We start from the raw sequence: 26,960 nt of genomic DNA, 5'->3' as shown, positions 1-26,960 counted from the left end.
CCTATCCTTTATTTTTTTGAAATTTCTTCTGACTTTGCTTTATAAGTCTTCTTATCGATCACCATTTTTGCAATAATTTCACGCAGTATTTCTGAAGTACCACCACCTATAGGTCCTAGCCTACTGTCACGCAACATACGTGCAAGTGGATACTCTTCCATATAACCATAACCACCTAGCATCTGTAAACAGTCATAAATTACTTCATCTGCAATTTTTGTTGCAGTAAGTTTTGACATCGTCGCTTCTTTTACAACATACTCTCCCTTATTAAGGCGATATGCAACTGTATAATTAAAAGCCTTTGACATCTCTACCTCTGCCTGACGCTCTGCGAGTTTATGACGTAATGCTTGAAATTTATCAATAGTAACACCAAACGCCATTCTCTCTTTCATATAATCTAGCGCATACTCAATAGCATACTCTGCTCTCGCATGAGCATTTATACCCATGATAAGACGCTCTGAAGCAAAATGCTGCATGATGTATCCAAACCCTGCATTTTCTTCACCCATAAGGTTTGCTACTGGAACTTTCACATTATCAAATGCAATCTCTCCAGTATCTGATGCTCTCCATCCTAGCTTATCCAGCTTTGTTGCACTTATACCTGGCATGTCTCTATCTAAAAGGAAGATACTCATCCCTTTTCCTCCTAGTTCAGGAGCCGTCTTAGCTGCAACTATTAAATAATCTGAATAGACACCGTTTGTGATAAAGGTCTTAGAACCATTAATTACATAATGATCGCCATCCTTAACAGCCGTAGTTCTCATTCCTGCAACATCACTGCCGCCAAAAGGCTCTGTAATACATAGACAACCTATTTTATCTCCAGCAATACTAGCTGTGAGATATTCAGATTTTATTCTTTCATCTCCCTCTACATTAAGGTGTGTCATTGCAAGGTAGGCGTGCGCCCATATAGCAGCAGCAAATCCGCCACTATTAATACGCTGTAGCTCCTCTAATAAGATAACAGTATAGAAGAAGTCAAGATTCATTCCTCCATATGCCTCAGGATAACTAATCCCAAAGAATCCCATGTCACCAAATTTCTTCCAGATAAAACGTTCTATCTGTCCTGTTTTCTCCCACTTATCAATGTGCGGCACTACTTCTTTCTTAAGAAAGTCTCTTAAGCTTTCGCGAAAGAGATTATGCTCCTCCGTAAAATACATGTCTGTCATATTTAAAATTCTTTTTCAATCCAATTGTAAGCCTTTTACAACTCTTACAATTGGGAATTTCATTCTAGTAAGTAATTCTCTAAAAAAAGAATAATTACTAAGAATGCGATGGTTATTTATAGCAATTTCAATCAATATGTAAATATAAACTTATTATATCATATTTAAAGTCCGTCATACCATCCAAATTTTTCAATTCTTCTATTGATTTGACACCTTCTCTGAGAATTCGATAATCTACTATCTCTTTGGCAAGATCAAAATTAAGTAAAGGAACGGTAGATAAATCTGATGCAGTTGCCGTATTTACATTCACTAACGTAACCACTGGCTTTTCCTTTACCGTGTATTCATTAAGGATTGCACGCTTTAAAATCTTATCAACACCAAACACACTGTAAAGCTGAAAATCTACTAGATAACCACCAGTTTTATCACGATGCCTAATTATTTTGGTCGCCACGTCTTCATCTACACCGTCAATAGCAAGTAACTTTTCAAAAGTAACACTGTTGAGATCACCTTTTTCTTCTTCAGTTTTCCATTTCTTTTTAAACCTAGATTTCTTTTTAGGAGATTTCTTTTGCTCTTCAATCCATTTCGGCCATTTAAAATAAGGCTCCATCACTGCAAGTAGGGAATCTGAGATACCTGACACTTTTTGAAACTGAGCGGTGGAGTCAAACCATTTCCCGCTTTCGCGAAAGCGTAACACTCTATCTATCTCCTCTGTGGTCATACCAAGTTTGTAACCGTTAAAGTCTGTAAGCAATGTAGGGTTGAAAGGAAAAATCTTAGGCTTACGTTTTTCAAGCTCTATTACCTTAAGAGAATCTATCTCTTTCTGAAATGCCAAAACTTCTAAATCTTCCTCTTGAGATATTAGGACTTCAGTTTCTGGAGTATAGAAAATGATTGCAGTTGTACACGCAATGATTATTGCTATAAATAAGAAAATCCCATTTCTTTTACGCCTATCGTAAATGAAATGGGATTTAAAACTTTTCATAATATTAAGTATTACTCTATAGCCTGCTCCTTAAGCTTTATAGCGTTAAGGTATCTAGTTAATTGCTTTTTAACAACAGGGAATAGGAAGAATAGTCCTACCATGTTAGGGAAAACCATTGCAAAAATCATTGCATCAGAGAATGCCCATATTGAGTTCATACTTGCAGATGCTCCTACAACTACAAACGTTAGGAATAATAATTTGTATACTAAATCTGCAACCTTACCACGCCCGAAAAGGAATTTCCAAGATTGTAGTCCGTAATAAGACCAAGATATCATAGTTGATACTGCAAATAGTACTACAGCGATTGTTAAGAACACATCAGAATAAGGAATATATTCTGCAAAAGCCTTGGCAGTAATACCAGCTCCTTCAAAAGATTCTCCCCCTATCATTACCGCTCCTAGTCCATCACCTCCATACTGGAATGCTCCTCCAAAGTTGAAAATAATAATTACAAGTGCAGTCATCGTACAGATAAGTACTGTATCAATAAATGGCTCTAGTAATGCTACTAAACCTTCACTTGCTGAGTATTTAGTACGTACTGCAGAGTGTGCAATAGATGCAGATCCTGCTCCAGCTTCATTTGAAAATGCTGCTCTTTTAAAACCAACTAGTAACACCCCTATAAATCCTCCTACTCCTATAGCGGTAGGATTAAATGCTTCTTTTACAATAAGTGCAACAGCATCATCAATAAGACTAAAGTTACTTAGTATAATATATAGACATGCAACAACGTACATGATTGCCATAAAAGGCACTACTTTCTCGGTTACCTGAGCGATACGCTTAATACCACCTATGATGATAATACCTACAATTACAGCAAGTACAATACCTACAATAAATCCTGAGGCTGCACTAGTCATGTTGAACATTTCTTTAAGGACGATCGTTGCTTGATTAGATTGAGCTGCGTTACCACCACCAAAAGAACCACCAATACAGAAAACAGCAAATACTACAGCTGCAATCTTTCCTAAAGTTGCAAATCCTTTTGCTTTTAAACCTTTAGTTAAATAATACATAGGGCCTCCGTAAACAGTCCCGTCTTCACCTACATCTCTGTACTGAACACCTAAGGTACACTCTACAAACTTTGTAGACATTCCTAAGAGACCACAAACTATCATCCAGAAAGTAGCTCCAGGACCACCTAAAGCGATAGCAAGTGCAACACCAGCAATGTTACCATTACCTACCGTACCAGATACTGCAGTAGCTAGTGCTTGGAAGTGAGAAACTTCACCAGCAGAACTTTCGTCTCTAATAGTGTCTACGATATCTCCATCTATTGCTAGATTATCATCTACCTCTAGATTTTCTATATGCTCCTCGATATCGACTTTTGACAAGTCTTGCCCTTGGGCAATACCATCTTCACCATAAAGCTCTGCAGCTCCATGCTTTTCAATATCTTCATATTTACCACGTACCGTTTGGATTGCTCTCCAAAAAAAGCGAATGTTTGGAAATCCAAAATAAATCGTAAAAAAAGCGGCACTCGCCACTAATAAAATAAGAACAAAAGGTGTTCCTGCAACTTCAAAAAATACAATTGCCGAAAAGAAATCTGAAACAGGTTGAAATGCTTGGTCAATTTTCTGGTCAATTCCTACTTCTTGAGTTTCTTGTGCAAATGAAAGAAGCGGAATAAAAACAGAAAGAATGAATAAAAGGTATTTCTTCATTAGTATGGATATATTAAGTTATTGTAAATTCAGCTAGCAATATCCAAAAAAATGCCCCTTATTCAAAGGAAACTATCTTAAAATCCTTAACAATATTTAAATACCAAAAGTCTCATGCAATCTTTTGATTTGTTCAGGGCGTCCTATCACTATTAATTTTGACTCCTTCTCAAGCCGCATATCTGCTTCTGGATTAACAATATACTTCCCAGATGGCGATCTATAACCTATAATCGTACAACCCGTCTTATAACGCAAATCAATTTCCTTAATACTTGCTTCTTTTCCGTCTGCACAAATTTGATCAAAGCTTATTTCCTCTACATTGATACTATCCTCCTCTCCTACTACAGATAAATTGTCTAAAAATTCGATAAGATCAGGAACTACGACGAGTGACGCCATATGATCTCCACCTATTTTATCAGGCATTATCACATTATCTGCTCCTGCAAGTTTTAGTTTCTTTTGAGAAGTCTCTGCAGTTGCTCGACTTATAATCTTGAGTTTACTATTAAGCTGGCGAGCACTGAGTACAATAAAAAGATTATCTGCATCCTCAGGAAGCGCACATAAGAGTGCGGAGGCTCTTGTAATTCCGGCTTTTTCTAGTATCTCATCTTCATTTGCATTACCATTAACAAAATGAATATTCTTATCCATTTCATAGCGCTCTATGACGTCTAAATCCATCTCAATGACCACAAATTGCTTGTTATAAGCCATGAGTTTTTGCACTGCTTCTTGTCCATTACGTCCATAACCACACACAATGATGTGATCTGTCATTTTATCGATTTCTTGCTGCACCTTTTTATGTATTAAATCTTTATAAGAACTCTTACTTATTATATACTCCGAGATTACTGTCAAAGCATAACCCACAATCACAACACTTAATAGAATAAGTATTACTGTAAAAATTTTTGCTTCGGGTGTGAGTGGTATCACTTCTCCAAAACCTACGGTAGTTATAGTAATTACCGTCATATATACAGCATCTACCCAATTGTAGTCTGCTATAAAACGATAGCCAAAAACTCCTAAAAGCAACGTCGTTACTAGGAGCACTAGAGCTAGATAAATTTTATTCTTAAAGAAGGAAAACAAATTCATAGGTCAAAAACAGAAGTACGCTTTGTGTAAATAAGATCTTTTAACTTAAGCCAAAACGCCACTGTAAGGTACAATGCAAAGCCTACTCCTAGGGTTGCAAATGACACATATATAAAAAATAGTCTGACATTTTTTGCTCGCATTCCTAGGCGGTCTGCGAGTCTAGAGGAAACATAAAACCCATGTTTCTCAAAATAATGCCTTATATCGTAAACTAGTTTCAACATATTCTGAAGGTAATAAATGCTGGATGTACCATATTGTAATAAACGAATCAAAATAATCTCAGGGATGATATTTAATTAATCACGCTTTCGCGAAAGCGTATTCAAAACCAAACATATCTCATACAGTTACAATTTAATTTGCCACCTCACTCATGAATTTAATTCTATACAAACGAAGCTCCTCGTCTTCATAATCACCATCAAATTCTTCCATAGCAACTTCGATTTTATCTGTCTCTGCCTCCATAAAGTAATCATGAAGCTCCTCTTGTTGATCCTCGTCCAGTATATCGTTAATCCAGTAGTCTATATTAAGACGCGTACCGCTGAAAACGATTGCCTCCATCTCTTTAATGAAGTCTGCCATATCCTTACCTTTTGCAGAGGCGAGGTCATCCAGTGGTAATTTGCGATCTACGTTTTGGATAATGTATAATTTCAATCCGCTATTTGCTCCTGTACTTTTTACTACGAGATCATCTGGTCTTAAAATTTCATTATCAGAAACATACCTATCGATAAGCGCTACAAATTCTTTTCCGTATTTTTTTGCCTTACCATCACCTACTCCATGTACATTACCCAGTTCTTCAACACTTACAGGATATTTAATAGACATATCCTCTAGTGAAGGATCTTGAAAAACCACGAATGGCGGCACATCAAGTTTCTTGGCTACTTTTTTACGCAAGTCTTTGAGCATTTCCAGGAGCTTCTTATCGGCTCCGGCTCCTGCTTTTTGAGCAGATACGATCGCATTATCGCTATTTGCATCAAATACATGATCATCTGTCATCATAAATGAAACAGGGTTCTCTATATAATCTAGACCTTGTGATGTCATTTTTACAACACCATAAGTCTCAATGTCCTTCTTTATATATCCTGCAACTAGAGCTTGGCGTATAAGGGCAAACCAGTATTCTTTTTTCTGGTCATGACCTATACCGAAAAATGGCTGCTCATGCGTTTTATGCGAACTGATAATAGCATTTTCCTTCCCTCTTAACGTAAGAACAATCTCTTTACTTTTATAAATTTCATTAGTATCTCGTATTACAGATAATACTTTTACAAGCTCTTCTTTTGCCTCATGTTGCTTTTTAGGATTACGCATATTATCATCAAGCATTCCTCCTTCTCCAGTGGCGTTATCAAACTCTTCTCCAAAATAGTGAAGTATAAATTTACGCCTAGACATACTCGTCTCTGCAAAAGCTACTACTTCTTGAAGCAAGGCATGACCTATTTCTTGTTCGGCAACAGGCTTACCACTCATGAATTTCTCAAGCTTCTCTATGTCCTTATACGCATAAAAAGCAAGACAATGTCCTTCTCCTCCATCTCTTCCCGCTCTACCAGTTTCTTGATAGTAACTCTCTATACTTTTAGGAATGTCATGATGTATAACAAATCTCACATCTGGCTTATCAATTCCCATCCCAAAAGCTATGGTAGCAACCACCACATCCACATCTTCCATCAAGAACATATCTTGATGCCTCACTCGTGTTTTTGCATCGAGTCCTGCGTGATATGGTACAGCTTTAAGTCCGTTTACTTGTAATGTTTGCGCTAACTCTTCTACACGCTTACGCGCGAGGCAATATATAATACCACTCTTACCTTCGTTTTGTTTTACAAAACGAATAATATCTGCATCTACTTGTGCCGTTTTAGGTCTTACCTCGTAATATAGATTAGGTCTGTTAAATGACGCCTTAAAAGTATTTGCATCTGTAATCCCTAAGTTTTTAAGAATATCCTCTTGCACTTTTGGAGTAGCAGTAGCGGTTACCGCTATAATTGGGATATTATCACCTATTCTACCTATAATCTTACGTAGGTTACGGTATTCTGGTCTAAAATCATGTCCCCACTCTGAGATACAGTGTGCTTCATCTATAGCCAGAAAAGAAACAGTAACTCCTCTTAAAAACTCGACGTTTTCTTCTTTAGTAAGTGACTCGGGAGCCACGTACAAGAGTTTTGTTACTCCATTAGTAATATCTTCTTTTACTTTTTTTATCTCTCCTTTAGTAAGCGAGCTATTAAGTACATGAGCTATGCCCTCTTCTTGAGAGATACCTCTAAGTGCATCTACTTGGTTTTTCATTAATGCTATAAGTGGCGATACCACAATAGCAGTACCCTCTGCAATAAGTGCAGGTAACTGATAACATAATGATTTTCCACCTCCTGTGGGCATAATCACAAAACTGTGATTACCACCTACGATGCTTCTTATAACTTCTTCCTGCAGACCCTTGAACTGACTAAAGCCAAAATATCTTTTAAGTTCTTCGTGTAAGTCTATTTGCCTTGTCCCCATATGTATTCAAATACATTTTTACATACCTTTGTGTTTTCTAAAGATAGTAATTTCCGCACGTTAAACAAATCTTAACAAAACCCAGTTTTGAACAACTTCCAGCAAATCATTGCTAGCGCACAGAAAACCATTCATATTGAGCAAACTGCGATTGCAAATCTTAGTTCATTAATAGACGAAGAATTTGCTCAAGCAGTACAAGCCATCTATAAATCTAAGGGCAGAGTGGTCATTACCGGCATAGGTAAGAGTGCAATTATTGCTCAAAAAATCGTTGCTACCTTAAATAGTACAGGAACTCCTGCATTATTTATGCATGCAGCAGATGCTATTCATGGAGATTTAGGAAGCATATTAATAGATGATATTGTAATCTGCATATCAAAAAGCGGAAACACCCCAGAGATAAAAGTCCTTGTACCTCTTATTAAAAAGACAGAAAATACGCTCATTGCAATTACTGCAAACAGAGATTCCTTTTTAGGTAAAGAAGCAGACTATATTTTACATGCTAACACAGAAGAAGAAGCATGCCCTAATAATCTCGCACCTACCACAAGCACCACTGTACAGCTCGTACTAGGTGATGCTGTAGCTGTTGCTTTGCTAGATTTGAGAGGATTTACAGAAAGTGACTTTGCAAGATACCACCCAGGTGGCGCGCTAGGTAAGAGATTGTATCTTACTGTTCATGATATTTGCGCTACTCATGAAAACCCACAAGTAACGCCAGATGCAAGTATCAAGGAGGTGATCATTGAGATTACTAATAAAATGCTTGGTGTAACCGCTGTTGTGCTCAACGGAGTTATCCAAGGAATTATAACCGACGGCGACTTGCGTCGCATGCTCTCAAAAAATGATTCACTTGACGGTCTCACCGCTGCCGCAATCATGAGTGCTACACCAAAAACTGTACGTCATGATGCTATGGCGATTGATGCAAAAGAAATTTTAGAAGCACATAATATCACCCAGTTATTAGTTGAAAAAGATGGAAACTATGCTGGAGTTGTTCACATACACGATCTTATAAAAGAAGGAATCGCATAATGGCAAAAAAAGTAAAAAAACATCCAGATGAGATGTCCTTCCTTGATCACTTGGAAGAATTAAGATGGCACTTAATAAGAGCTACACTTGCTGTGGTTATTATAGGTACTGTTGCTTTTATATTTAAAGGAACTCTTTTTGAAATTATTTTTGGACCTCAAAATCCAGACTTCGTTTCTTATGACATACTCTGTAAAATCTCTCAATTTTTTGGAGCAGAAAAAGGATGTATTGCAGATGGTGATATGGATTTTATCATCCAGAGTAGAAAAGTAGCTGGCCAGTTTAGCGCAGCTATATGGACTTCTATCATGGCCGGAGTTGTAATAGGTTTTCCATATATATTGTATGAGTTTTGGAAATTTATATCTCCAGGACTCTATGAAAATGAGCGTAGATCTAGTAAAGGCTTTATTGTAGTTGCCTCTTTTCTATTCTTTCTAGGAGCAGCATTTGGATACTTTGTGGTAGCACCACTATCTATTAATTTCTTGGCAACTTTCAAGATATCTGACGCGGTTCAAAATGAATTTGATATCGATTCTTTTATAGGACTTGTAAGAGCATCTGTGTTAGCCTCTGGATTTATATTCGAATTACCTATCATCATGTATTTTCTTACCAAAATAGGTCTTGTTACTCCAGAATTCCTAAAAAAGAATCGCAAGTACGCATTAGTTATTGTATTAATTTTGGCGGCAATTATAACGCCTCCAGATATTTCAACGCAAGTAATCGTTGCCGTACCTATTATTATATTATACGAAGTAAGTATTTTTATTTCTAGAGGTGTTATCAGAAGAGAAAAACGCCGACTCAAGAAACAAGGACTTGCATAATATCACTTAACTAACATTTAATTTTTTTAACGCTTTCGCGAAAGCGTAAAACCACTACTCCCCGCAATTATGAGCAATAATATTATAGACGATTTTAATAGTTACCGTTCTACAATGAACGATAAAATCCTTGCCGATAATAATAAAATCGTCAAGCGTATTTTCAATCTAGACACAAATGCCTTTTCTGAAGGTGCTTTAAATAAAAAGACTAAAGAGCTTTTAGGTCTTGTAGCCTCTACCGTTCTAAGATGTGATGATTGTATAAAATATCACTTAGAAAGCTGTCACGATGAAGGCGTAACAAAAGAAGAAGTAATGGAAACATTAGGCATAGGAACTCTAGTGGGTGGTACTATTGTAATACCTCACCTGCGCCGTGCTTATGAATTTTGGGAAGCACTAGACGAGAGAAAAGCAGGTAAATAATGTAAGCTGTGTGTAACGATGAGATTTTTAAAATATTTTATAACCGTCTTCATTACACACAGTCTTGTACTCAATGCTTTTGAATATTTTAGTAAACAAGAGATAAGCTGGTTTGGTAATTTATTTCAAGGTTTATTTTTTGGTCTTATAATGGCTTTTACTTTTACACGTTATAGTAAGACTAGAACAGAGGATTAAACAATTTGTATATTTACCTATTATGAAACTACGCGCTGAAAATTTAATGAAATCCTATAAAGGCCGAAAGGTGGTTAAAGGAATTTCTGTAGAGGTAAATCAAGGAGAGATTGTAGGATTACTAGGCCCTAACGGAGCTGGAAAAACTACTTCCTTCTACATGATAGTAGGTCTTGTAAAGCCTAATGGTGGTAATATCTACCTAGAACAGCAAGATATTACAAAGTATCCCATGTACAAGCGTGCTCAGAATGGAATAGGTTATCTCGCGCAAGAGGCATCTGTTTTTAGAAAACTAAGCATTGAGGATAACATATTAAGTGTTTTACAACTCACAAAACTCTCAAAGAAAGAGCAACTTCATAAAATGGAGGAACTCATAGAAGAGTTTAGCTTAGGTCATATACGTAAAAGCCGTGGTGATTTACTTTCTGGAGGTGAACGTCGCCGTACAGAAATTGCAAGAGCACTAGCAACCTCACCATCTTTTATATTACTAGATGAACCTTTTGCCGGTGTAGACCCTGTTGCAGTAGAAGATATACAGCGCATCGTAGCCCAGCTAAAAGATAAAAACATAGGAATTCTTATTACCGATCATAATGTTCAAGAAACACTTGCCATTACAGATCGTACTTACTTAATGTTTGAAGGAAGTATCCTTAAACATGGAGAACCAGAAGAACTTGCAGCAGATGAGATGGTACGTAAAGTATATCTAGGTCAAAACTTTGAGCTACGCAAGAAAAAACTATTTACCTAATTTACCATTAAACCAACCATAGCGTGAGTTTTCTAATCAATCTCACAGACTAAATTATCATCCTCTTGAAAACGACCATTACCATCATACTCGTTTGTTTCCTTTCTGTTTTTTGCAAAGCACAAACTCCTATTCCTTCTCAAACTCAAGACACTTTGAGTATTTTAAAACTTGCAGTGTACGACACCAAGGTGATGCTCAAAGGTATAGGCCACGCTTATACGGGACCACTACGATGGAAAAAAGATGACTGGATTGTAGCTGGTACTATTGCTGGAGGAACCGCACTACTCTATTTTGTAGATGATGATGTAAATAATTTTTTTACAAAAAGAAGTGATGACTTACCAGGAGTACTAGACGAGGCTGGAGAACGAGGCGGTAGTCCGCAGGTGATCTATGGACTGACGGCTGGAACTTATTTATTTGGGTTATTTACTAAGAATCAGAAGGTACGCAGAGCAGGAGCTTTGATGACATCATCGGCAGTTACGGCTGGGCTTTTACAAACTCTTCTCAAAGCCTCTGTAGGCAGAAGCAGACCAAAGAACGGTGAAGGCAAATTTGCATTTAACCCTTATAGTGGTATGCCAGGTTTTAGATCATTTCCTTCTGGACACACTATACTATCTGTTACGATGGCGCATGCAATCGCAAAGCAATTTGACAATACGTGGGTAAAAGTGGGCGTGTATGCCTTAGGATCTATTGCACCTTTACAAAGAATTTGGGGAGGAGCGCACTGGCTTACAGATGTTGCTCTTAGTGCTGCATTGAGTATTGTCATTGTAGATTCTATAGACAACTACATGAATAAAAGTAACGTCTATCCCGACGGAACTAAAAAGAATAAAATCACTTGGAATTTTAACGTGGGTCTAGGTCGAGCCGGGATTTCAGGTACTTTCTAAATTATACTTTAATTCGCTCTTCTTGTTGTGCTTTTATAGTAAGCACTAACATAGATAACCTGCCAATCACGAAGGTAAAAAGACCAAATAGCGTACAAAGCAATGCTACTTTAAGTCCGCCTGCCATCATGGGTTGCGATATATTGCCGCTTCCTTCTATAGCATCAAAAGCTGTAATTAAGCCCAAGGTAGAACCGAGAAAGCCCCACATCATTGCAAAAAGACTAAGGTGACCTATAATTTCTGAGGTTGGCCTCTTAGCTCTTTTCCCCATAAGAGAAATTACAAGTAGGGCGATAATTGCAATAATTACTATTAGAATAGGATACATAAATAATGGTCCTCCCTCGTTCATGCGATCAATTAATTGTGACATATTGGATAGTATTAAAGGTTAAAAACATTTCTTTTGATATTAAATGATTGAAAATAACATGCTGAGCAATTTATTAGTAAACGTTTCTGAGGTAAATATATAACTGAATTACAACGCTCATTTATAAACTCGACCAACTTCCATTATAACACACATTATAACTTAATAAGCCTTTTAAGTGGTTACTAGCTTGATGAAAATGTTATTCCCATGATGAATCTCGTCGTTCACCTCAAAAAATCAAATCGTTCTTATATTTTTCTCATCTTTGGAAGATGTATGAATTCAAGCTTAAAAATCTTGCGATTATCCCATTACATATTATACTTTGGATAGTCGTATGGCTATTTTACATTTACTTTTTTAGCTATGCAGCAGCAAATGAAGAATTTGTACTATACTTTGCAACAAGTCTCTTGCCAATAACGATTACAGTAACTTATATTATAGCCTACTATTTAATTCCAAAGTTCTTGCTTGAAAAGCGCTATCTACTATTTAGCACCTACTTACTCTACACCATAGTTGGCTCGCTATTTCTTATTATCATTATCACTTTTATCAACTTCATATTTTTATCTAATTATGATATGAAGCAAATGCCATTACTCACTCGTAATTTTCTATTTGTATTCATACTTGTTTATATAATTGCTGGATTGGTATCACTTGTTCAAGTACTGCGATACAACTACAAAGCGATTAATCGAAATACAGCGTTAGAAAAGAAACTTCTAGAAGGTCAACTTACGCTCAAAGAGAAAGAACTTTATTACCTAAAAGAGCAAATCCACCCTCATTTTCTATTCAACACACTAAATACTATTTATGGCGCTGCACTAACAGAGTCTAAAGACACTCCTGACTTGATTTTAAAATTGTCCAATCTACTCGATTATACTCTTAATCAGATTGAGAAAAAAACTGTTGCAATCTCTGAAGAGGTGCTCTACATATCTTCTTATATAGGACTAGAGCAAGTGCGCTTTAGAGACACATTAAAAGTTTCATTCTCAAAAAAAATAGACAACGACATACAAGTGCCGCCAATGTTATTTATTGCATTTATTGAAAATGCATTTAAACATGGCAGTCCGCATGATACAATATTACACATCGTAATATCGCTTGAAGTCCATGATAAACAGCTACATTTTTCTATAAAAAATACAATCAAAGAAGATTCCTCTCCAAAGGAAAATCACGGACTAGGAATGCAAAATAGCACCAAGCGGCTGGATACTTTATATCCAAATGCTTATACCCTTAACAACCACACTTCAAAAGGATGGTATTACCTTGAGCTAAACATCAACATAAACTAATGGAAACTTATCAAGCAATTATCATAGATGACGAACCCATGGCTCGTGAGATTTTAGAAAATCACCTTTCTAAAATAACTCAGATGACTGTAATTGCTGTTTGCAAAAACGCAGCCGAAGGCTTCAGTGCTCTCAGTAAGCATGATGTTGACCTCGTCTTTCTAGATATAAATATGCCAGAGGTTACCGGACTTATGTTTGCCAAGGCAATCCAAGGAACAACAAAAATAATTTTCACAACTGCTTATCGAGAATACGCCGTAGAAGGCTTTGACTTACAAGCGGTAGATTACCTACTTAAACCTATATCCCTAGAGCGCTTAATGAAAGCTTTACAGAAGTTTTATAAGGAAGTAAGTCCAAAAGTTGAGAGTACAAATCAAGAAACCTTTACCTTTTTTCGCTCTGATCGTAAAATGATAAAAGTAGACTTCAGCAATATACTTTACATAGAAAGCATAGGTGATTACTTGAAAATACACACCACAAATAACATTATCGTCACTAGAGAAACACTGCTTGCTACTCTAGAAAAAGTACCTGCTACCCTATTTTTAAGAACACATAGATCATATGTGGTTGCGATAAGTAGTATTGAAAGTTTCACAAACGAGCATATTAATATAAATAATAAAGCAATTCCTATCAGCCGCGGCTACCGTGACAATGTACTTAGCACATTAAACCGCATAAAATAATGTAGTTTATTATGTACCTTTGCAAGCCTTAAAAAATCATTACGACAAAGATTTAAAAAGTGCTTTATTATACTTTCGCGAAAGCGTAATAAATTCCATTAAAAGGATTGCAGATTACTATGAAAACAGATTTAGATAGAGGAATACAAGTAGACGACGCTAATCTTCTCAATGAAGAAATAGGCGATAATCACGTTTCTACAAGTGCTACAACACCACTGCGTGATGATGCCTTTGAGATGAGTAACGCAGATAAAATGGCGAGCATTCAAGAAGATGTTGCACATATTATGCAAACACTAGGTCTTGACATGACTGATGATAGCCTTAAAGGCACTCCTAAGCGTGTGGCAAAAATGTTTGTAAACGAGATCTTCGCAGGTTTACATCCAGATAATAAACCTAAGGTTTCCGTTTTTGACAATAACTATAAGTATGGAGAGATGCTTGTAGAGAAAAATATTACAGTGTACTCTACCTGTGAGCATCACTTACTACCTATTGTAGGCCGTGCACACGTGGCTTACATTTCTAATGGAACTGTTGTAGGTCTTAGTAAAATGAACCGCATAGTAGATTATTATGCAAAGCGTCCTCAAGTACAAGAGCGTCTTACCATGCAAATTGTACAAGAATTACAACGCGCAATGGGCACGGAAGATGTAGCCTGCGTTATAGACGCAAAACACCTTTGCGTAAATAGTAGAGGAATAAGAGACATCGAGAGCAGCACAGTTACTAGCGAGTTTGGTGGCAAATTTAAAGACGCTGCTACTCGTAGAGAATTTTTAGACTACATAAAGTTAGATACAGATTTTTAAGAGGCTACAACTTGCTTATAAATACTTATAACAAAGCGGTTTCTTTTTAGTTACCGCTTTTTGAGTTTTACAATTAAGATATTTACCTTCGTCACACACATAAATAGCACATAAAATGCCATTATACCAAGATCAAGAACTTACAGTTTACAATTCCCTTTCGGGAAAAAAGGAACTTTTTAAACCCCTTCTTGAAGGATATGTAGGTATGTACGTTTGTGGACCTACCGTATACAGCAATGTACACTTAGGTAACGTACGTACTTTTATGAGCTTTGATATGATTTTTAGATATCTCAAGCACCTTGGATATAAAGTGCGATATGTGCGTAACATCACAGATGCTGGTCACCTTACAGATGATGCAGATCAAGGAGAAGATAAAATTGCAAAGAAAGCTCGATTGGAAAAAATCGAGCCTATGGAAGTTGTGCAGAAATACACTTTAGACTTTCATGATATTCTCAATAAATTCAACTTCTTACCTCCCAGTATTGAACCTACAGCAACAGGGCATATTATTGAGCAAATGGAAATCATTAAGAAAATCATAGATAATGGTTATGCTTATGAAAAAAATGGCTCTGTATATTTTGATGTTGTAAAGTTTAATAAAGACCATGAGTACGGTAAACTTTCTGGCCGCAAGCTAGAAGATATGATTGCAAATACTAGAACTCTCAACGCACAAGATGAAAAAGAGAACCCTCAAGACTTTGCACTCTGGAAAAAAGCAGAACCACAGCACATCATGCGCTGGCCTAGTCCTTGGGGAGATGGTTTCCCTGGATGGCACTTGGAGTGTACTGCTATGAGCACAAAGTACTTAGGAGACCAGTTTGACATACACGGTGGAGGTATGGATTTAAAGTTCCCTCACCATGAATGTGAGATTGCACAGAATGAGGCAGCGTTAGGCACTGAGCCTGTGCGTTACTGGCTTCACGCAAATATGCTCACTCTTAACGGACAGAAAATGGCTAAAAGTACTGGGAACAGTATTAATCCTGGTGAGATATTTTCTGGAGATAGCGAGCATCTTTCTAAAGGATTTGCTCCTAGTGTTGCGAGATTCTTTATACTTCAAACAAGCTATCGTAGCATCATGGATTTTTCTAATGACGCTTTACTTGCTAGTGAGAAAGGGTTTCATAGACTCATGGAAGCACTCAAAGTAGCAAAAAATCTTACAGTTTCTAAGGAAAGTAGCTTTGACGTGACAGCATGGAAGCAATCTTGCTACAATGCCATGAATGATGATTTTAACACACCTATTCTCATCGCACAACTTTTTGAAGCTGTCAAGCAAATCCACTTAATAAAAGATGGAAAGGCGACAATCACAGCCGAAGATTTAAAACTTCTATTAGAAACTCTTGAAGCTTTTGTTTTTGATGTTTTAGGACTTGAGGATAATAACGCTTTCGCGAAAGCGGACGACTCAAAACTCAATGGAACCGTAGAATTATTAATAAAGCTGCGCAAAGAAGCTAGAGAAAACAAAGATTTTGCCTTAAGTGACAAAATACGCGATGAACTTATTGAACTAGGAATACAACTGAAGGATAGTCGAGAAGGTACAAGCTTTTCGGTAAACTAATGGTTTCTATCAAGAAAATAGCCATTGCTCCATTTTTAGGAATCATCTGGTTTTATCAAAAATTCATCTCTTCATGGACGCCAAGCTCATGTCGCTACAGTCCTACTTGCTCGAGTTACACAAAAACGGCACTAGAAAGACACGGACTTATCACTGGAGGCTGGTTATCTATCAAAAGAATATTTTCTTGCCACCCATGGGGCGGTCAAGGATATGACCCAGTTCCCGAAAAAGAAGAATTAAATAATACATAAAGACTTTCAGTATCTGCTATTAAGGTTTTAAATTGCTTACTCAAATAAACAACACACTCGTTCTACTGTGGAAACACTAACTAATGATCCGAGTAGCTAACAATCCCAATATATGCTTGCATTAAAATTTACATGGAATCCAATATCAGGACTTGACCTAGGCTTTATAACTATCCATTTTTATAGTTTAATGTTTGTAGTTGCATTCTCATTAGGTTTTTACCTGATGAAGAAGATGTTCATCCGTGAAGGAGTTGCTATTGAAAAATTAGACAGTCTATTTATTTATGCCGTAGTCTCTATTCTTTTAGGAGCACGATTAGGTCACGTATTCTTTTATCAAACAGAATTACTTTGGGAAGATCCGCTATCTGTATTGTTACCTTTTAGGTTTGTCCCAGAATTTGAATTTACCGGGTTTAGAGGACTTGCTAGTCACGGAGCTGCGATTGCTACTATTTTTGGATTGTACCTTTATAACAAAAAGGTCTTGCATAAATCGGTTTTATGGATCTTAGATCGCGTAGTAATTACCTGTGCATCTGGAGCTGTGTTTGTGCGTATAGGTAACTTTCTGAACTCAGAAATGGTAGGAAAAATTACGGACAGCAACTTAGGTATTCAATTTGTTCAAGACGAAATTTCTGAACGCCGAGCGGTATCGCTTACTAATATCCCAAATCCAGCACAAGCGTACCAAGCACTTACAAGCGACCCTCAATTTGCAGATATTATAAGCACCATTCCTTTTAGATATCCTGGACAGCTTATGGAGGCTTTTGGTTATGTATTTGTATTCCTAATCCTATTTATTCTGTATTGGAAGACAGATGCTCGCAAGAAGTCAGGATTTTTATTCGGTCTATTCTTGTTACTTCTAATGGGCGTACGTTTTATAGTAGAAAACTTTAAACGTGAGCAAGTAGAAAATCGTGAAGATTGGATTTTTAATCTAAACACAGGTCAGGTATTGAGCATACCTTTTATAATTATAGGCCTATACTTTGTAATAACATCATTTACTAAAAAAACATCTTATGAAGCTTCGTAACGCTGCTTATATTTCACTTTTCTCACTTCTTATTGCTGGAGTGAGTTGTAAAGAAAACACAAATACTGATAGTATTATATCTATCGAAAAACCAGCTTTTAATAAAGAGGGAGAGCTTACACTCATAAAAGCTTCTGGTCAAGTAATACGTACGATAGATATAGAGGTAGCAGACACTGCATACGAGCAGGAAGTAGATCTCAAGAATAGAGATAGACTCAAATCACACCAAGGAGTTCTTTTTCTATACCCACAAGAAGAATTAAGAGGATATTATATGACAGATATTAGGTTTCCACTAGACCTTATACACATCAATGCTAGTAACGAGATTGTAAGCTTTTCTGAAAACACAACGCCTTTAGATGATAAGACATTCTTACCATCACAAGTACCTTCTCAGTTAGTTTTAAAGATTAATGGTGGCCTATCTGAAGAATGGGTTATTGAGGTAGGAGATCGCGTAGAATGGAAGCTTCTTTAATATAGTCCACAGTATCTTAAGTTAACACAAAACCCTCTAAACAGAGGGTTTTTGCTTTTACAGACTATTGAGCAAATCTGTTCATTCACAAAACAGACAGGGTAGTTAAGCTACGAAAACAACCATAGTTTTTCTGTTAAGTAACCACAGGAACCTTGTATTCTTGACAAGGAATATTTCTTTATCAAACATCTTAAACAACAAAAAACCCGCTTCTATTAAGAAGCGGGTTTTCAAATATTGTATAGTATAACTTATTTCTTAGCTAAGAAATCGCTTACTTGGTCTGGAGCCATTACTGCTTCCACAAATGTATAAGCTCCAGATTTTGGAGACTTTACCATTTTTATCGCTTTAGTTAAACGCTTTGATCCTGTCTGTAAAGATGCTACTGATTTCTTTGCCATAACTTATTTGATTTCTTTATGAACAGTCATCTTCTTCAATACGTTGTTGAATTTCTTCAACTCCATACGGTCCGGTGTGTTCTTTTTGTTTTTAGTCGTGATATATCTTGACGTACCTGGTTGACCAGTCGCTTTGTGCTCAGTGCACTCTAAGATTACCTGTACTCTATTCCCTTTCTTTGCCATCTCGGTGTTTCTTTATGGGATTATTTAGTTAAGAACCCGTTTGCGCGTGCCTCTTTAACAACCGCATCGATTCCTTTCTTATTGATATTCTTTAACGCAGACGTTGATACTTTCAACGTGATCCACTTATCTTCTGCTGGAAGGTAAAAACGTTTTTTCATAAGATTCACGTTAAATTTACGCTTCGTCTTATTCATCGCGTGGGAAACATTATTTCCGACCATCGCTTTCTTACCTGTAAGCTCACAAACTCTAGACATTCCTAAAACTTTAAATAGTTATTTCAAAACAGGCTGCAAAAATACGTAATTTTATATCTCACTACAAAACTTATTCGTAGTTTTTTTTCCTGTTTCTTCAAGTGATTTTCACTTTTCTTTACTTTTACTCTTTATTTCGTCTCGCGCAAGCACTAAAATGGCACTTTTTCGCGAAAGCGTATTCTCAATATAACATCTACTTAGAGAGTAATTCTTCTTTAAGTAACTCTAAGGCCTTATTTACAGCCTTACCTATTACTCGCTCTCTGTGATTACCCATCATAAAATGATGCGCCATAACACCGTTCTCTGTAGCAATACCTATATAAACCGTTCCCACCTCTGCATCACTATCTCCTTTTAAAGGTCCTGCGTTACCGGTAGTAGAAATACCTATATCAGATTTATAAAGTTTTCTAGCATTTACAGCCATTTGCTCTGCCACTTGAGCACTTACAACAGAATGTTCTTTTATCACTTCTGGATCAACACCTAAAATATCAACCTTAGATTGTGTAGCATAAGTCACTAGACTTCCCTTTAAATATTGCGAAGCACCACTGTGTGCCGTAAATCGCTCTACCATTTGCCCTCCAGTACAACTCTCTGCTATCGCGAGGGTTTTACCTTTTTCTACAAATAGGCCAGCTACAACTTGCTCAAATTCTCCATCGCTTTCATATCCAACAAAAATGTCGTCTATAAAAGGTAAAAGCTTATCTGCTTGTTCTTGCATGGCAATCTCTACAACTTCTTTGTAAAGACCTGAAGTAGATAAACGCAAACGCACTCTGCCTAATGAAGGAAGGTAAGCTAGCTTAATTTCGGCAGGAAGTTCATTCTCAAAACGCTCTATCCTTTCGGCGATGGCGCTTTCACCCATTCCGTAGGTTAAAAACGTTTTGTGTAGTATATAAGGAAGTTTAAACTGCTTTTGTAAACGCGGCAGCACTTCATTTTCCATAAGCCCCTTCATCTCATAAGGAACACCCGGCATAGAGACAAAGATAGTGTTATCATTCTCAATCCACATCCCTGGAGCAGTACCAAATTCGTTTACTAGTACTTCTGCCTTACTAGGCACCATAGCTTGCGTTTTATTTGCATCAAGCATTGGCTTTTTAATATATTCCTTAAAGAGATGCGCTACATGATCTAGCACTCCTTGATTGAACACAAGCTCATCATTAAAGTACTTACATATGGTATGCTTTGTAATATCGTCTTTAGTAGGACCTAGGCCGCCTGTAACAATCACAAGATCTGCTCTAGATTGTGCAGCTGCAAAAGCTTCTAGTATATGACTTTCATCATCTTGAATAGATGTAATCTGGTATATGGAAACTCCTATTTTATTGAGAGCAGATGAGATGTAAGCACTGTTAGTATCTACAATCTGGCCTATGAGAATCTCATCACCTATCGTTATAATTTCTGCTTTCATTTAAAAATCTTCTTGAAGCTCAGCAATCACAGTTCCTAAGGTAGACGTTATATCATCAAGCTTAGACTGTATTGCAGATGTAGGCTTGTTACTATCACTCCACTTCTCCATAGCTTTGATTTGACCTAATAAATCAATACCAAACATATCGAGATTAGGTTTCATTTTATGTGCAAATTGATATGCCATCTTGTGATTATTATTTTCAATAGCACTTTGCATAGACTCTAAATCTGGCGGAATTTCTTGTAAAAATGTTGCCACGATAATGCCTACAAAATCCTCATCACCACCAGCGATCTCTCTTACTTTTTCTAGATTATAATGTCTCAACATGTCTTATTTTACGTTTATAGAGAACATCTCTGTTTCTCCTATATACCCTTTTAATTTATCATTCTCTTGTACGCGTGCAACTCCCGCAGGTGTTCCCGTAAATATAACATCTCCTATCTTAAGTGTAAAATACTGAGACACATAACTTATTAAAGCATCAATTTTCCATAGCATTTCACTAGTAGATCCTTCTTGAACTGTAACATCATTATTCTCTAGATGAAAAGAAATATCATCTACAGTATCAAAGTCTGACACAGGCAACCACTTTGAACTTATTACGGCAGCGCCGTCAAAGCCTTTTGCTTTTTCCCATGGCAACCCTTTCTCTTTAAGTTGCGCTTGTAAATCACGAGCTGTAAAGTCAATACCTAGACCTATCTCATCATAATAGGTACTAGCATATTTCTGATCTATATACTTCCCTATCTTCTTAATTTTTACGAGAATTTCCACCTCATGATGCACATCATTAGAAAATGGCGGTATCACAAACGGATGTTTACTTAATAAAATAGAAGAATCTGGCTTTAAAAACACCACTGGATGTTCTGGACGCTCATTCTCAAGCTCTGCAATATGCTTTGCATAATTACGACCTATACATATAAGTTTCATAAGCTATGCTTTAGTGTTAAGTTTACGCAGTTTTATAGCCGTAAGCACTTTCTTAGTATAAAGAGGGAAATCTGCATTTTGAATCCAGCCAAAATATCCTGGCTCATTATCTAGCACCTCTTCTACTTTTTTACCTTTATGTTTTCCAAAGGTAAAAATCTCTACATCATCCTTATCGTAGCCTATAAAACCAGCAAAATCTGCTTGTTTTTTACGCGTACTAAAATCGCCTAAGAACTTCATATCATTCTCTAGCTCATCATATCTGTCAAGCTGAGACTTTAACACCTCATAGGTTGCCCAAGTATCGGCAGAAGCGCTGTGCGCATTAGTAAGGTCTTTACCGCAATAAAATTTATAAGCCGCTACAAGTGTGCGTTGCTCCATCTTGTGAAAAATATTTTGCACATCAATGGCATTACGGTTTTTCATATCAAAATCAATCCCAGAGCGCAGTAGTTCTTCTACTAGTAATGGGATATCAAATCGATTAGAATTAAATCCCGCAAGATCTGCATCCTTTATAATGTCATAAACATCCTTTGCACGCTCGGCAAATGTAGGCTTGTCTGCTACATCTGCATCACTTATCCCATGCACCGCAGTTGTTACCGCAGGAATAGGCACTGTAGGATTTATACGTTCTGTAAACTCTTCTTCCCTTCCATCTGGAAATACCTTTAAAATAGAAATCTCTACGATTCTATCTTTGGCTACATTAATTCCAGTAGTCTCGAGGTCAAAAAAGCAAATCGGTCTTGTAATTTTTAATTGCATGGCACAAAAATACTTGTTTCAATCTACAAAATTAACTCCCTCTTTCATTAAAAATGGTAGATTCTGTATCTTGGTACGTCTTTTGATTTTAAGATAGTTATGAAAAACAAATTTTTACTGTTGGCCTTTTTAATTTTCGCTTTCGCGAAAATGGGAAATGCACAAACCTCAGCATTTACCACAGATGATGTATCTGGAGTTTATAAAAAAGGTGGTAAGACAATTAACGTAAATATTGTCCCGAAAACTTCAGTCATTACGTGGTCACTTACGTTATCTCCAAATGGCAGGTTTGAGTATCACAATTTCAGACAACTTAAAGGTCAAAAGGAAGAGCACTGGTGGGCCCGCGGTAACTGGAAACTTAAGGGCAAGATCGTTTTATTTACTACTACCGAAGATGATATAAACCATCAATTCACAATTGATTTAAATAACACGAAGGCACGATTCTTCAAGAAGTCACCTCGAAGTAAATCGCCTAAAATTCAGCCGACGTACATTCAGTTTTTCGAATCTGATTACTCACTAACTAAGAATTTAAAACTTCCTAAAACAGATGAATAGATTACAACTGTTACTTTTTATAGCCTTGGTGTTAGGGTTTCAATTTTTCGCGAAAGCGCAACAAAACAACACGCCTCCCGTAGAATTGATAGAAGATAAACAACCCAAAAGATGGTTACTTTATGCTCAAAACAATACAGACGAGGAGCAAGAAGCTTTTTTAATTGTGCAAGGTGAAGGCTTTAGAAGAAGCGCAGATAGGCCTGTGATAAAAAAACTTCCTCCTAACTCAAAAGTCCTCATGATTACGCTTATCCCTCTCAAAGGAGTAGAACCCACCTACACTAAGATTTTTACTTATGAGAACGAATTGCAAGACATTTCCACCAGAAAAGGAGCGGACAGAGAAGAGTTTGTAAATATAAGACCCCTTAAGGATGATGAGCTTACCGTATTTATAGAGCCAGATTGTGAGAAATGCAAGCTGCTCACAGATTTTTTAAATAAAAATCATTACAAATACCGTGTGCTAGATGTAAGCACTAACAACAAGGTGAATGACTTTATGTTTGATCATCTTAAAACTTCAAGTTACAAAGGTGGGATTATAGACTTACCCGTTGTAATGTTTGAAGGCAGAAAGCACTGGAGCATTGTAGATATTAAAAACTTCATACATGAGTATGACTGGAAAGGATTAAAAAAGAACTAATCCTGACAACTCAGATGTCATTAACTCCATAAAACAAGAAAGGCGCAACTCACGTTGCGCCTTTGGTTTATATAATTTTAATCGCTTTACTTATACTTCGCGATTTACATCAAATCCTTCTAGGTACTCTGCAACACGTTTTACAAACTGTCCGCCCAGCGCTCCATTTACCACACGGTGGTCATAAGAGTGTGAAAGGTACATTTTCATACGTATCCCGATAAAATCTCCGTCTGGAGTTTCTATCACTGCAGGTACTTTGCGTATTGCTCCTAGCGCAAGAATTGCAACTTGCGGCTGATTGATAATAGGAGTTCCCATGATAGACCCAAAGGTTCCTACGTTTGTTACCGTATACGTTCCTCCAGCAGTATCATCTGGTTTTAATTTACCATCTCTAGCACGTCCCGCAAGATCATTAACAGACTTTGCCATCCCTACAAGATTAAGCTGGTCTGCATTTTTTATTACAGGTACTATAAGGTTACCATCTGGTAAAGCTGCTGCCATACCTAGGTTTATGTTTTTACGTTTTATGATTTTATCACCATCTACAGCGATATTAATCATAGGGAAGTCACGTATAGCTTTTGCTACAGCCTCCATAAATATAGGAGTAAAGGTTAAATTCTGACCTTCTTTTGCCTTAAAGCTATCTTTGTGTTTCTTTCTCCAGTTCCAGATGTTTGTTACATCTGCCTCAATAAATGATTGCACGTGCGCACTTGTTTGTACAGATGCTACCATGTGATGCGATATGAGTTTACCCATACGTGTCATCTCTATAATCTCATCTTCACCATTTACACTTACTGGCGTAGCTTTTACTGCAGGAGCAGCCTTAGCAGCAGGCGCTTGTTTTTGTGCAGCTGGCTTAGCCGGAGCTGTGCCACGTGTAGAAAGATATGTCACCATATCATCCTTAGTCACTCTACCATCTTTACCTGTCCCTGTAATTGAATCAAGTTCTGCTTGATCAATACCTTCTTCCTTTGCCATGTTACGCACCAGTGGTGAGTAAAAACGGTCTCCAGAACTTACAGGAGCAGCCACTGCGTCTTTTGCAGCAGTTACAGTTTGAGCGACTGCAGCAACTGCAACCTCTTCTTCTTTAGTTTCTTTTTGAGCTGGCGCTGGCGTAGCGTCACCGCTTCCTTCACCTTCGGTTTCTATGATAGCAATAGTCTGCCCTACCTCAACAACATCATCTACCTCAAACAGTTTTTCTATTAAAATACCGTCTACTTCACTAGGAACTTCACTATCTACCTTATCTGTAGCGATTTCTAGTACAGGCTCATCTGCCTCTATAGTATCTCCTACTTCTTTTAACCAAGTTGTAAGCGTTGCTTCTGCAACACTTTCTCCCATTTTTGGTAGCTTTAATTCAAATCTTGCCATATTCGTAAAATGTAGCTGTTTTTAATACTCGTTTTTGCAAAAATAGTAATTAAATCAATCAAATAGTGACAATAAATTATTAATCTCTATTAAACTCAATTACATCACCCTTCCCTAGACTACTATTACTGCCTATTGCAAAAGTACCATTTTTAGGAATGATTTTATAGGTAGCACCACTACCTCGATATGTTATAATTTCCTTAATTATATCACTATACGCTACATATGCAGCATCAAAAACAAGCTCTTGCCCTTCCTTTGGAACACACATATCACTTATAACTTTTACAGGTTTTGTTACCGCTTTCGCGAAAGCGTCCCTCAAAAATGTATTATCCGTGAGCAACACATACTCCTTTACATCAAACTGATCATCAACAAGATTAGACTGCAAATACCTTTTATAAAATCCAGCTTTGAACTTGGCCAAGCTCACACCAGTATTCACAAGAAAACCTTTGAACACGTTATCATGAAAGTGCTTTTCATAAAACAATTGCATCGCTCCATAAAAACACCTTCTATAGTGCTCATCTCTCACAGTGCTCTCTCCTTTAAAATGTAGTATTGTTTCATCACCTATATAGTGATTGCTGTAACCCGCCTTTGTAATAGTGTATGATAAGTCTATATCTTCTCCAAACATAAAATAGCGCTCATCAAATCCTCCCACTTCCTCATAAATATTGCGAGACATAAACATAAATGCACCTACTAACACATCTACTTTTCCGGTAGCTTCATTAGGTATATGTGTAGCATAATAAGAAGACCCATATCCCAGCATTTTACTCAATGCTACTCGCAGTGTAGGGACATTGCGCTTACTTTCTGGCAAATAAGACCCTCTCCCATTTACAAGACGTACTCCTTGCGCTCCGGTATATTGTTCTTGGGTAGTTATTTTTAGTAAACTCTCAAATACACTCGATGGAACCACTGTATCCGGATTGAGAATACAGATATGAGTTCCTTTTGCTAAAGCAACCCCTTGATTATTTGCAGACGAAAAACCAGCGTTTTTCTTATTGGCAACAATCTTTACGGCAGGAAACTTATCCTTCACCATTTGCACACTGCCATCTAAAGAAGCGTTATCTACCACTATAATCTCTGCATCAATAGAAGCTATTGCATCTTGCACACTGTCTAGACATAACTCTAGGTAGCGCATTACGTTATAGTTTACAATTATTATGGAGAGTTGCAAAAAGCTTAAAGAAATTTATTATTTATAGTAGCACATAAGATATACTACCTATTGCGTTATATTTTTAACAAAGCACAATATATTAATTTAATTCTTTAAAGAATTCTCAAATGGGATGCGATGTAAAATACTTCTACCTAGCGTTACCTCATCTGCATACTCTAGCTCATCACCCACGGCAATACCTCTAGCAATAGTTGAAGTTGCGATATCATAAGCTTCTAGCTGTCTATAAATATAAAAGTTTGTAGTATCTCCTTCCATAGTAGAACTTAGTGCAAAAATCACCTCTTTTACGACACCGCTTTTTGCTCTATCTATAAGTGAAAAGATATTTAAATCCTGAGGCCCTATACCGTCCAGCGGACTAATTTTACCTCCCAGTACATGGTACAAACCACGATACTGACTTGTATTTTCTATCGCCATTACATCCCTTACGTCTTCTACCACGCAAACAATGCTTTCATCTCTATTGGGATTTGAGCATATCTCACATAAGGCTACATCTGAAATGTTGTGACACTTTTTACAGAATTTAATAGTATCACGCATTGTATTTAATGCTTCTGTAAGGTGGTGGGTTTGCACCTCTGGCTGGCGTAATAAGTGTAGTACTAATCGTAACGCAGTACGCTTCCCTACTCCTGGGAGTTGAGACATTTCATAGACTGCATTTTCAAGAAGTTTTGAAGAGAATTCCATAGTTGTAAAGAT

31 protein-coding genes are annotated in these 26,960 nt (G+C 37.0%); 14 read left to right on the top strand and 17 right to left on the bottom strand.

Going from position 1 to position 26,960, the window contains the following annotated elements; genetic code table 11:
• Positions 1 to 8: 8 nt before the first annotated feature.
• The 6 genes from DCS32_RS10205 to DCS32_RS10180 form a co-directional block, all read right to left on the bottom strand.
• Positions 9 to 1,193 (bottom strand): acyl-CoA dehydrogenase family protein, encoded by a 1,185-nt coding sequence (locus tag DCS32_RS10205; RefSeq protein ID WP_108878171.1) that lies wholly within the window; start codon positions 1,191 to 1,193, stop codon positions 9 to 11.
• A 127-nt stretch (positions 1,194 to 1,320) separates the two neighbouring features.
• Positions 1,321 to 2,202, bottom strand: coding sequence for a helix-hairpin-helix domain-containing protein (locus DCS32_RS10200; protein ID WP_108878170.1), 882 nt, complete (start codon positions 2,200 to 2,202; stop codon positions 1,321 to 1,323).
• Between the two features lie 11 nt (positions 2,203 to 2,213).
• Complete coding sequence (locus DCS32_RS10195) at positions 2,214 to 3,905, bottom strand: alanine/glycine:cation symporter family protein (protein ID WP_108878169.1); 1,692 nt, start codon at positions 3,903 to 3,905, stop codon at positions 2,214 to 2,216.
• A 96-nt stretch (positions 3,906 to 4,001) separates the two neighbouring features.
• A complete protein-coding gene (locus tag DCS32_RS10190; protein ID WP_108878168.1) occupies positions 4,002 to 5,021 on the bottom strand; it encodes a potassium channel family protein in 1,020 nt (339 codons plus the stop codon).
• On the bottom strand, positions 5,018 to 5,248 hold the full coding sequence (locus tag DCS32_RS16205) for a PspC family transcriptional regulator (RefSeq protein ID WP_108878167.1): 231 nt from the start codon (positions 5,246 to 5,248) through the stop codon (positions 5,018 to 5,020). Before DCS32_RS16205 ends, DCS32_RS10190 begins: the two co-directional genes overlap by 4 nt.
• A gap of 133 nt (positions 5,249 to 5,381) precedes the next feature.
• Positions 5,382 to 7,580 (bottom strand): RecQ family ATP-dependent DNA helicase, encoded by a 2,199-nt coding sequence (locus tag DCS32_RS10180; RefSeq protein ID WP_108878166.1) that lies wholly within the window; start codon positions 7,578 to 7,580, stop codon positions 5,382 to 5,384.
• 87 nt (positions 7,581 to 7,667) lie between these two features.
• On the opposite strand from DCS32_RS10180, the gene DCS32_RS10175 reads away from it, so the two are divergent.
• From DCS32_RS10175 to DCS32_RS10150, 5 genes are all read left to right on the top strand, one after another.
• Positions 7,668 to 8,633, top strand: a complete 966-nt coding sequence (locus tag DCS32_RS10175) for an SIS domain-containing protein (protein ID WP_108878165.1) — start codon at positions 7,668 to 7,670, stop codon at positions 8,631 to 8,633.
• A complete protein-coding gene (gene tatC / locus DCS32_RS10170; RefSeq protein ID WP_108878164.1) occupies positions 8,633 to 9,472 on the top strand; it encodes a twin-arginine translocase subunit TatC in 840 nt (279 codons plus the stop codon). Before DCS32_RS10175 ends, tatC begins: the two co-directional genes overlap by 1 nt.
• Before the next feature lie 69 nt (positions 9,473 to 9,541).
• On the top strand, positions 9,542 to 9,901 hold the full coding sequence (locus DCS32_RS10165; RefSeq protein ID WP_108878163.1) for a carboxymuconolactone decarboxylase family protein: 360 nt from the start codon (positions 9,542 to 9,544) through the stop codon (positions 9,899 to 9,901).
• Between the two features lie 220 nt (positions 9,902 to 10,121).
• On the top strand, positions 10,122 to 10,862 hold the full coding sequence (gene lptB / locus DCS32_RS10155) for an LPS export ABC transporter ATP-binding protein (protein WP_013749879.1): 741 nt from the start codon (positions 10,122 to 10,124) through the stop codon (positions 10,860 to 10,862).
• A gap of 65 nt (positions 10,863 to 10,927) precedes the next feature.
• Positions 10,928 to 11,773 (top strand): phosphatase PAP2 family protein, encoded by an 846-nt coding sequence (locus DCS32_RS10150; RefSeq protein WP_162533629.1) that lies wholly within the window; start codon positions 10,928 to 10,930, stop codon positions 11,771 to 11,773.
• A gap of 1 nt (position 11,774) precedes the next feature.
• On the opposite strand, the gene DCS32_RS10145 is transcribed toward DCS32_RS10150, so the two are convergent.
• Positions 11,775 to 12,149, bottom strand: coding sequence for a MotA/TolQ/ExbB proton channel family protein (locus DCS32_RS10145; protein WP_108878160.1), 375 nt, complete (start codon positions 12,147 to 12,149; stop codon positions 11,775 to 11,777).
• A gap of 275 nt (positions 12,150 to 12,424) precedes the next feature.
• Here DCS32_RS10145 and DCS32_RS10140 point away from each other — a divergent pair, with 275 nt between their 5' ends.
• The 7 genes from DCS32_RS10140 (at position 12,425) to DCS32_RS10110 (ending at position 18,382) form a co-directional block, all read left to right on the top strand.
• Positions 12,425 to 13,474 (top strand): sensor histidine kinase, encoded by a 1,050-nt coding sequence (locus tag DCS32_RS10140; protein ID WP_108878159.1) that lies wholly within the window; start codon positions 12,425 to 12,427, stop codon positions 13,472 to 13,474.
• On the top strand, positions 13,474 to 14,172 hold the full coding sequence (locus DCS32_RS10135) for a LytR/AlgR family response regulator transcription factor (protein WP_108878158.1): 699 nt from the start codon (positions 13,474 to 13,476) through the stop codon (positions 14,170 to 14,172). The genes DCS32_RS10140 and DCS32_RS10135 overlap by 1 nt, the downstream gene beginning before the upstream one ends.
• A 119-nt stretch (positions 14,173 to 14,291) precedes the next feature.
• Complete coding sequence (gene folE / locus DCS32_RS10130; protein ID WP_108878157.1) at positions 14,292 to 14,993, top strand: GTP cyclohydrolase I FolE; 702 nt, start codon at positions 14,292 to 14,294, stop codon at positions 14,991 to 14,993.
• A gap of 115 nt (positions 14,994 to 15,108) precedes the next feature.
• A complete protein-coding gene (cysS, locus tag DCS32_RS10125) occupies positions 15,109 to 16,593 on the top strand; it encodes a cysteine--tRNA ligase (protein WP_108878156.1) in 1,485 nt (494 codons plus the stop codon).
• Positions 16,593 to 16,847 (top strand): membrane protein insertion efficiency factor YidD, encoded by a 255-nt coding sequence (gene yidD / locus DCS32_RS10120; protein WP_204161770.1) that lies wholly within the window; start codon positions 16,593 to 16,595, stop codon positions 16,845 to 16,847. The genes cysS and yidD overlap by 1 nt, the downstream gene beginning before the upstream one ends.
• A 112-nt stretch (positions 16,848 to 16,959) precedes the next feature.
• A complete protein-coding gene (gene lgt / locus DCS32_RS10115; RefSeq protein ID WP_108878155.1) occupies positions 16,960 to 17,898 on the top strand; it encodes a prolipoprotein diacylglyceryl transferase in 939 nt (312 codons plus the stop codon).
• Complete coding sequence (locus DCS32_RS10110) at positions 17,885 to 18,382, top strand: DUF192 domain-containing protein (protein WP_108878154.1); 498 nt, start codon at positions 17,885 to 17,887, stop codon at positions 18,380 to 18,382. Before lgt ends, DCS32_RS10110 begins: the two co-directional genes overlap by 14 nt.
• Positions 18,383 to 18,636: 254 nt before the next feature.
• On the opposite strand, the gene DCS32_RS10105 is transcribed toward DCS32_RS10110, so the two are convergent.
• The 7 genes from DCS32_RS10105 to DCS32_RS10075 all read right to left on the bottom strand — a co-directional run bounded on the left by DCS32_RS10105 (position 18,637) and on the right by DCS32_RS10075 (position 22,410).
• Positions 18,637 to 18,789: a DUF4295 domain-containing protein gene (locus tag DCS32_RS10105; RefSeq protein WP_013749889.1), complete on the bottom strand. Its 153-nt coding sequence runs from the start codon at positions 18,787 to 18,789 to the stop codon at positions 18,637 to 18,639.
• A 3-nt stretch (positions 18,790 to 18,792) separates the two neighbouring features.
• Complete coding sequence (gene rpmG / locus DCS32_RS10100) at positions 18,793 to 18,975, bottom strand: 50S ribosomal protein L33 (RefSeq protein ID WP_013749890.1); 183 nt, start codon at positions 18,973 to 18,975, stop codon at positions 18,793 to 18,795.
• Between the two features lie 20 nt (positions 18,976 to 18,995).
• Positions 18,996 to 19,235 carry a 50S ribosomal protein L28 gene (gene rpmB / locus DCS32_RS10095; RefSeq protein WP_013749891.1) on the bottom strand — a complete coding sequence of 80 codons (240 nt, stop codon included), beginning with the start codon at positions 19,233 to 19,235 and terminating at the stop codon, positions 18,996 to 18,998.
• A 196-nt stretch (positions 19,236 to 19,431) separates the two neighbouring features.
• Positions 19,432 to 20,679: a competence/damage-inducible protein A gene (locus DCS32_RS10090; RefSeq protein WP_108878153.1), complete on the bottom strand. Its 1,248-nt coding sequence runs from the start codon at positions 20,677 to 20,679 to the stop codon at positions 19,432 to 19,434.
• Positions 20,680 to 21,015 carry an Hpt domain-containing protein gene (locus DCS32_RS10085; protein ID WP_108878152.1) on the bottom strand — a complete coding sequence of 112 codons (336 nt, stop codon included), beginning with the start codon at positions 21,013 to 21,015 and terminating at the stop codon, positions 20,680 to 20,682.
• Between the two features lie 3 nt (positions 21,016 to 21,018).
• Positions 21,019 to 21,633 (bottom strand): fumarylacetoacetate hydrolase family protein, encoded by a 615-nt coding sequence (locus DCS32_RS10080; RefSeq protein ID WP_108878151.1) that lies wholly within the window; start codon positions 21,631 to 21,633, stop codon positions 21,019 to 21,021.
• Between the two features lie 3 nt (positions 21,634 to 21,636).
• The gene (locus DCS32_RS10075) at positions 21,637 to 22,410 is read right to left on the bottom strand and encodes a 3'-5' exonuclease (protein ID WP_108878150.1); all 774 of its coding nucleotides are present in this window, start codon (positions 22,408 to 22,410) and stop codon (positions 21,637 to 21,639) included.
• A 99-nt stretch (positions 22,411 to 22,509) separates the two neighbouring features.
• Here DCS32_RS10075 and DCS32_RS10070 point away from each other — a divergent pair, with 99 nt between their 5' ends.
• Together DCS32_RS10070 and DCS32_RS10065 are read left to right on the top strand one after the other, a co-directional pair.
• A complete protein-coding gene (locus tag DCS32_RS10070; RefSeq protein WP_162533628.1) occupies positions 22,510 to 22,977 on the top strand; it encodes a hypothetical protein in 468 nt (155 codons plus the stop codon).
• Positions 22,970 to 23,629 carry a hypothetical protein gene (locus tag DCS32_RS10065; RefSeq protein ID WP_108878148.1) on the top strand — a complete coding sequence of 220 codons (660 nt, stop codon included), beginning with the start codon at positions 22,970 to 22,972 and terminating at the stop codon, positions 23,627 to 23,629. The genes DCS32_RS10070 and DCS32_RS10065 overlap by 8 nt, the downstream gene beginning before the upstream one ends.
• Positions 23,630 to 23,719: 90 nt before the next feature.
• Here the strand turns inward: DCS32_RS10065 and DCS32_RS10060 are convergent, their stop codons facing one another.
• The 3 genes from DCS32_RS10060 to recR form a co-directional block, all read right to left on the bottom strand.
• Positions 23,720 to 25,030: a dihydrolipoamide acetyltransferase family protein gene (locus tag DCS32_RS10060; RefSeq protein WP_108878147.1), complete on the bottom strand. Its 1,311-nt coding sequence runs from the start codon at positions 25,028 to 25,030 to the stop codon at positions 23,720 to 23,722.
• A gap of 79 nt (positions 25,031 to 25,109) precedes the next feature.
• Complete coding sequence (locus DCS32_RS10055; protein WP_108878146.1) at positions 25,110 to 26,207, bottom strand: glycosyltransferase family 2 protein; 1,098 nt, start codon at positions 26,205 to 26,207, stop codon at positions 25,110 to 25,112.
• A 123-nt stretch (positions 26,208 to 26,330) separates the two neighbouring features.
• Positions 26,331 to 26,948 (bottom strand): recombination mediator RecR, encoded by a 618-nt coding sequence (recR, locus tag DCS32_RS10050; protein WP_108878145.1) that lies wholly within the window; start codon positions 26,946 to 26,948, stop codon positions 26,331 to 26,333.
• Between the last annotated feature and the right edge of the window lie 12 nt (positions 26,949 to 26,960).

Source organism: Dokdonia sp. Dokd-P16 (genome assembly GCF_003095655.1).
Lineage (GTDB): Bacteria > Bacteroidota > Bacteroidia > Flavobacteriales > Flavobacteriaceae > Dokdonia.
This window is presented reverse-complemented; position numbering and strand designations above follow the sequence as displayed.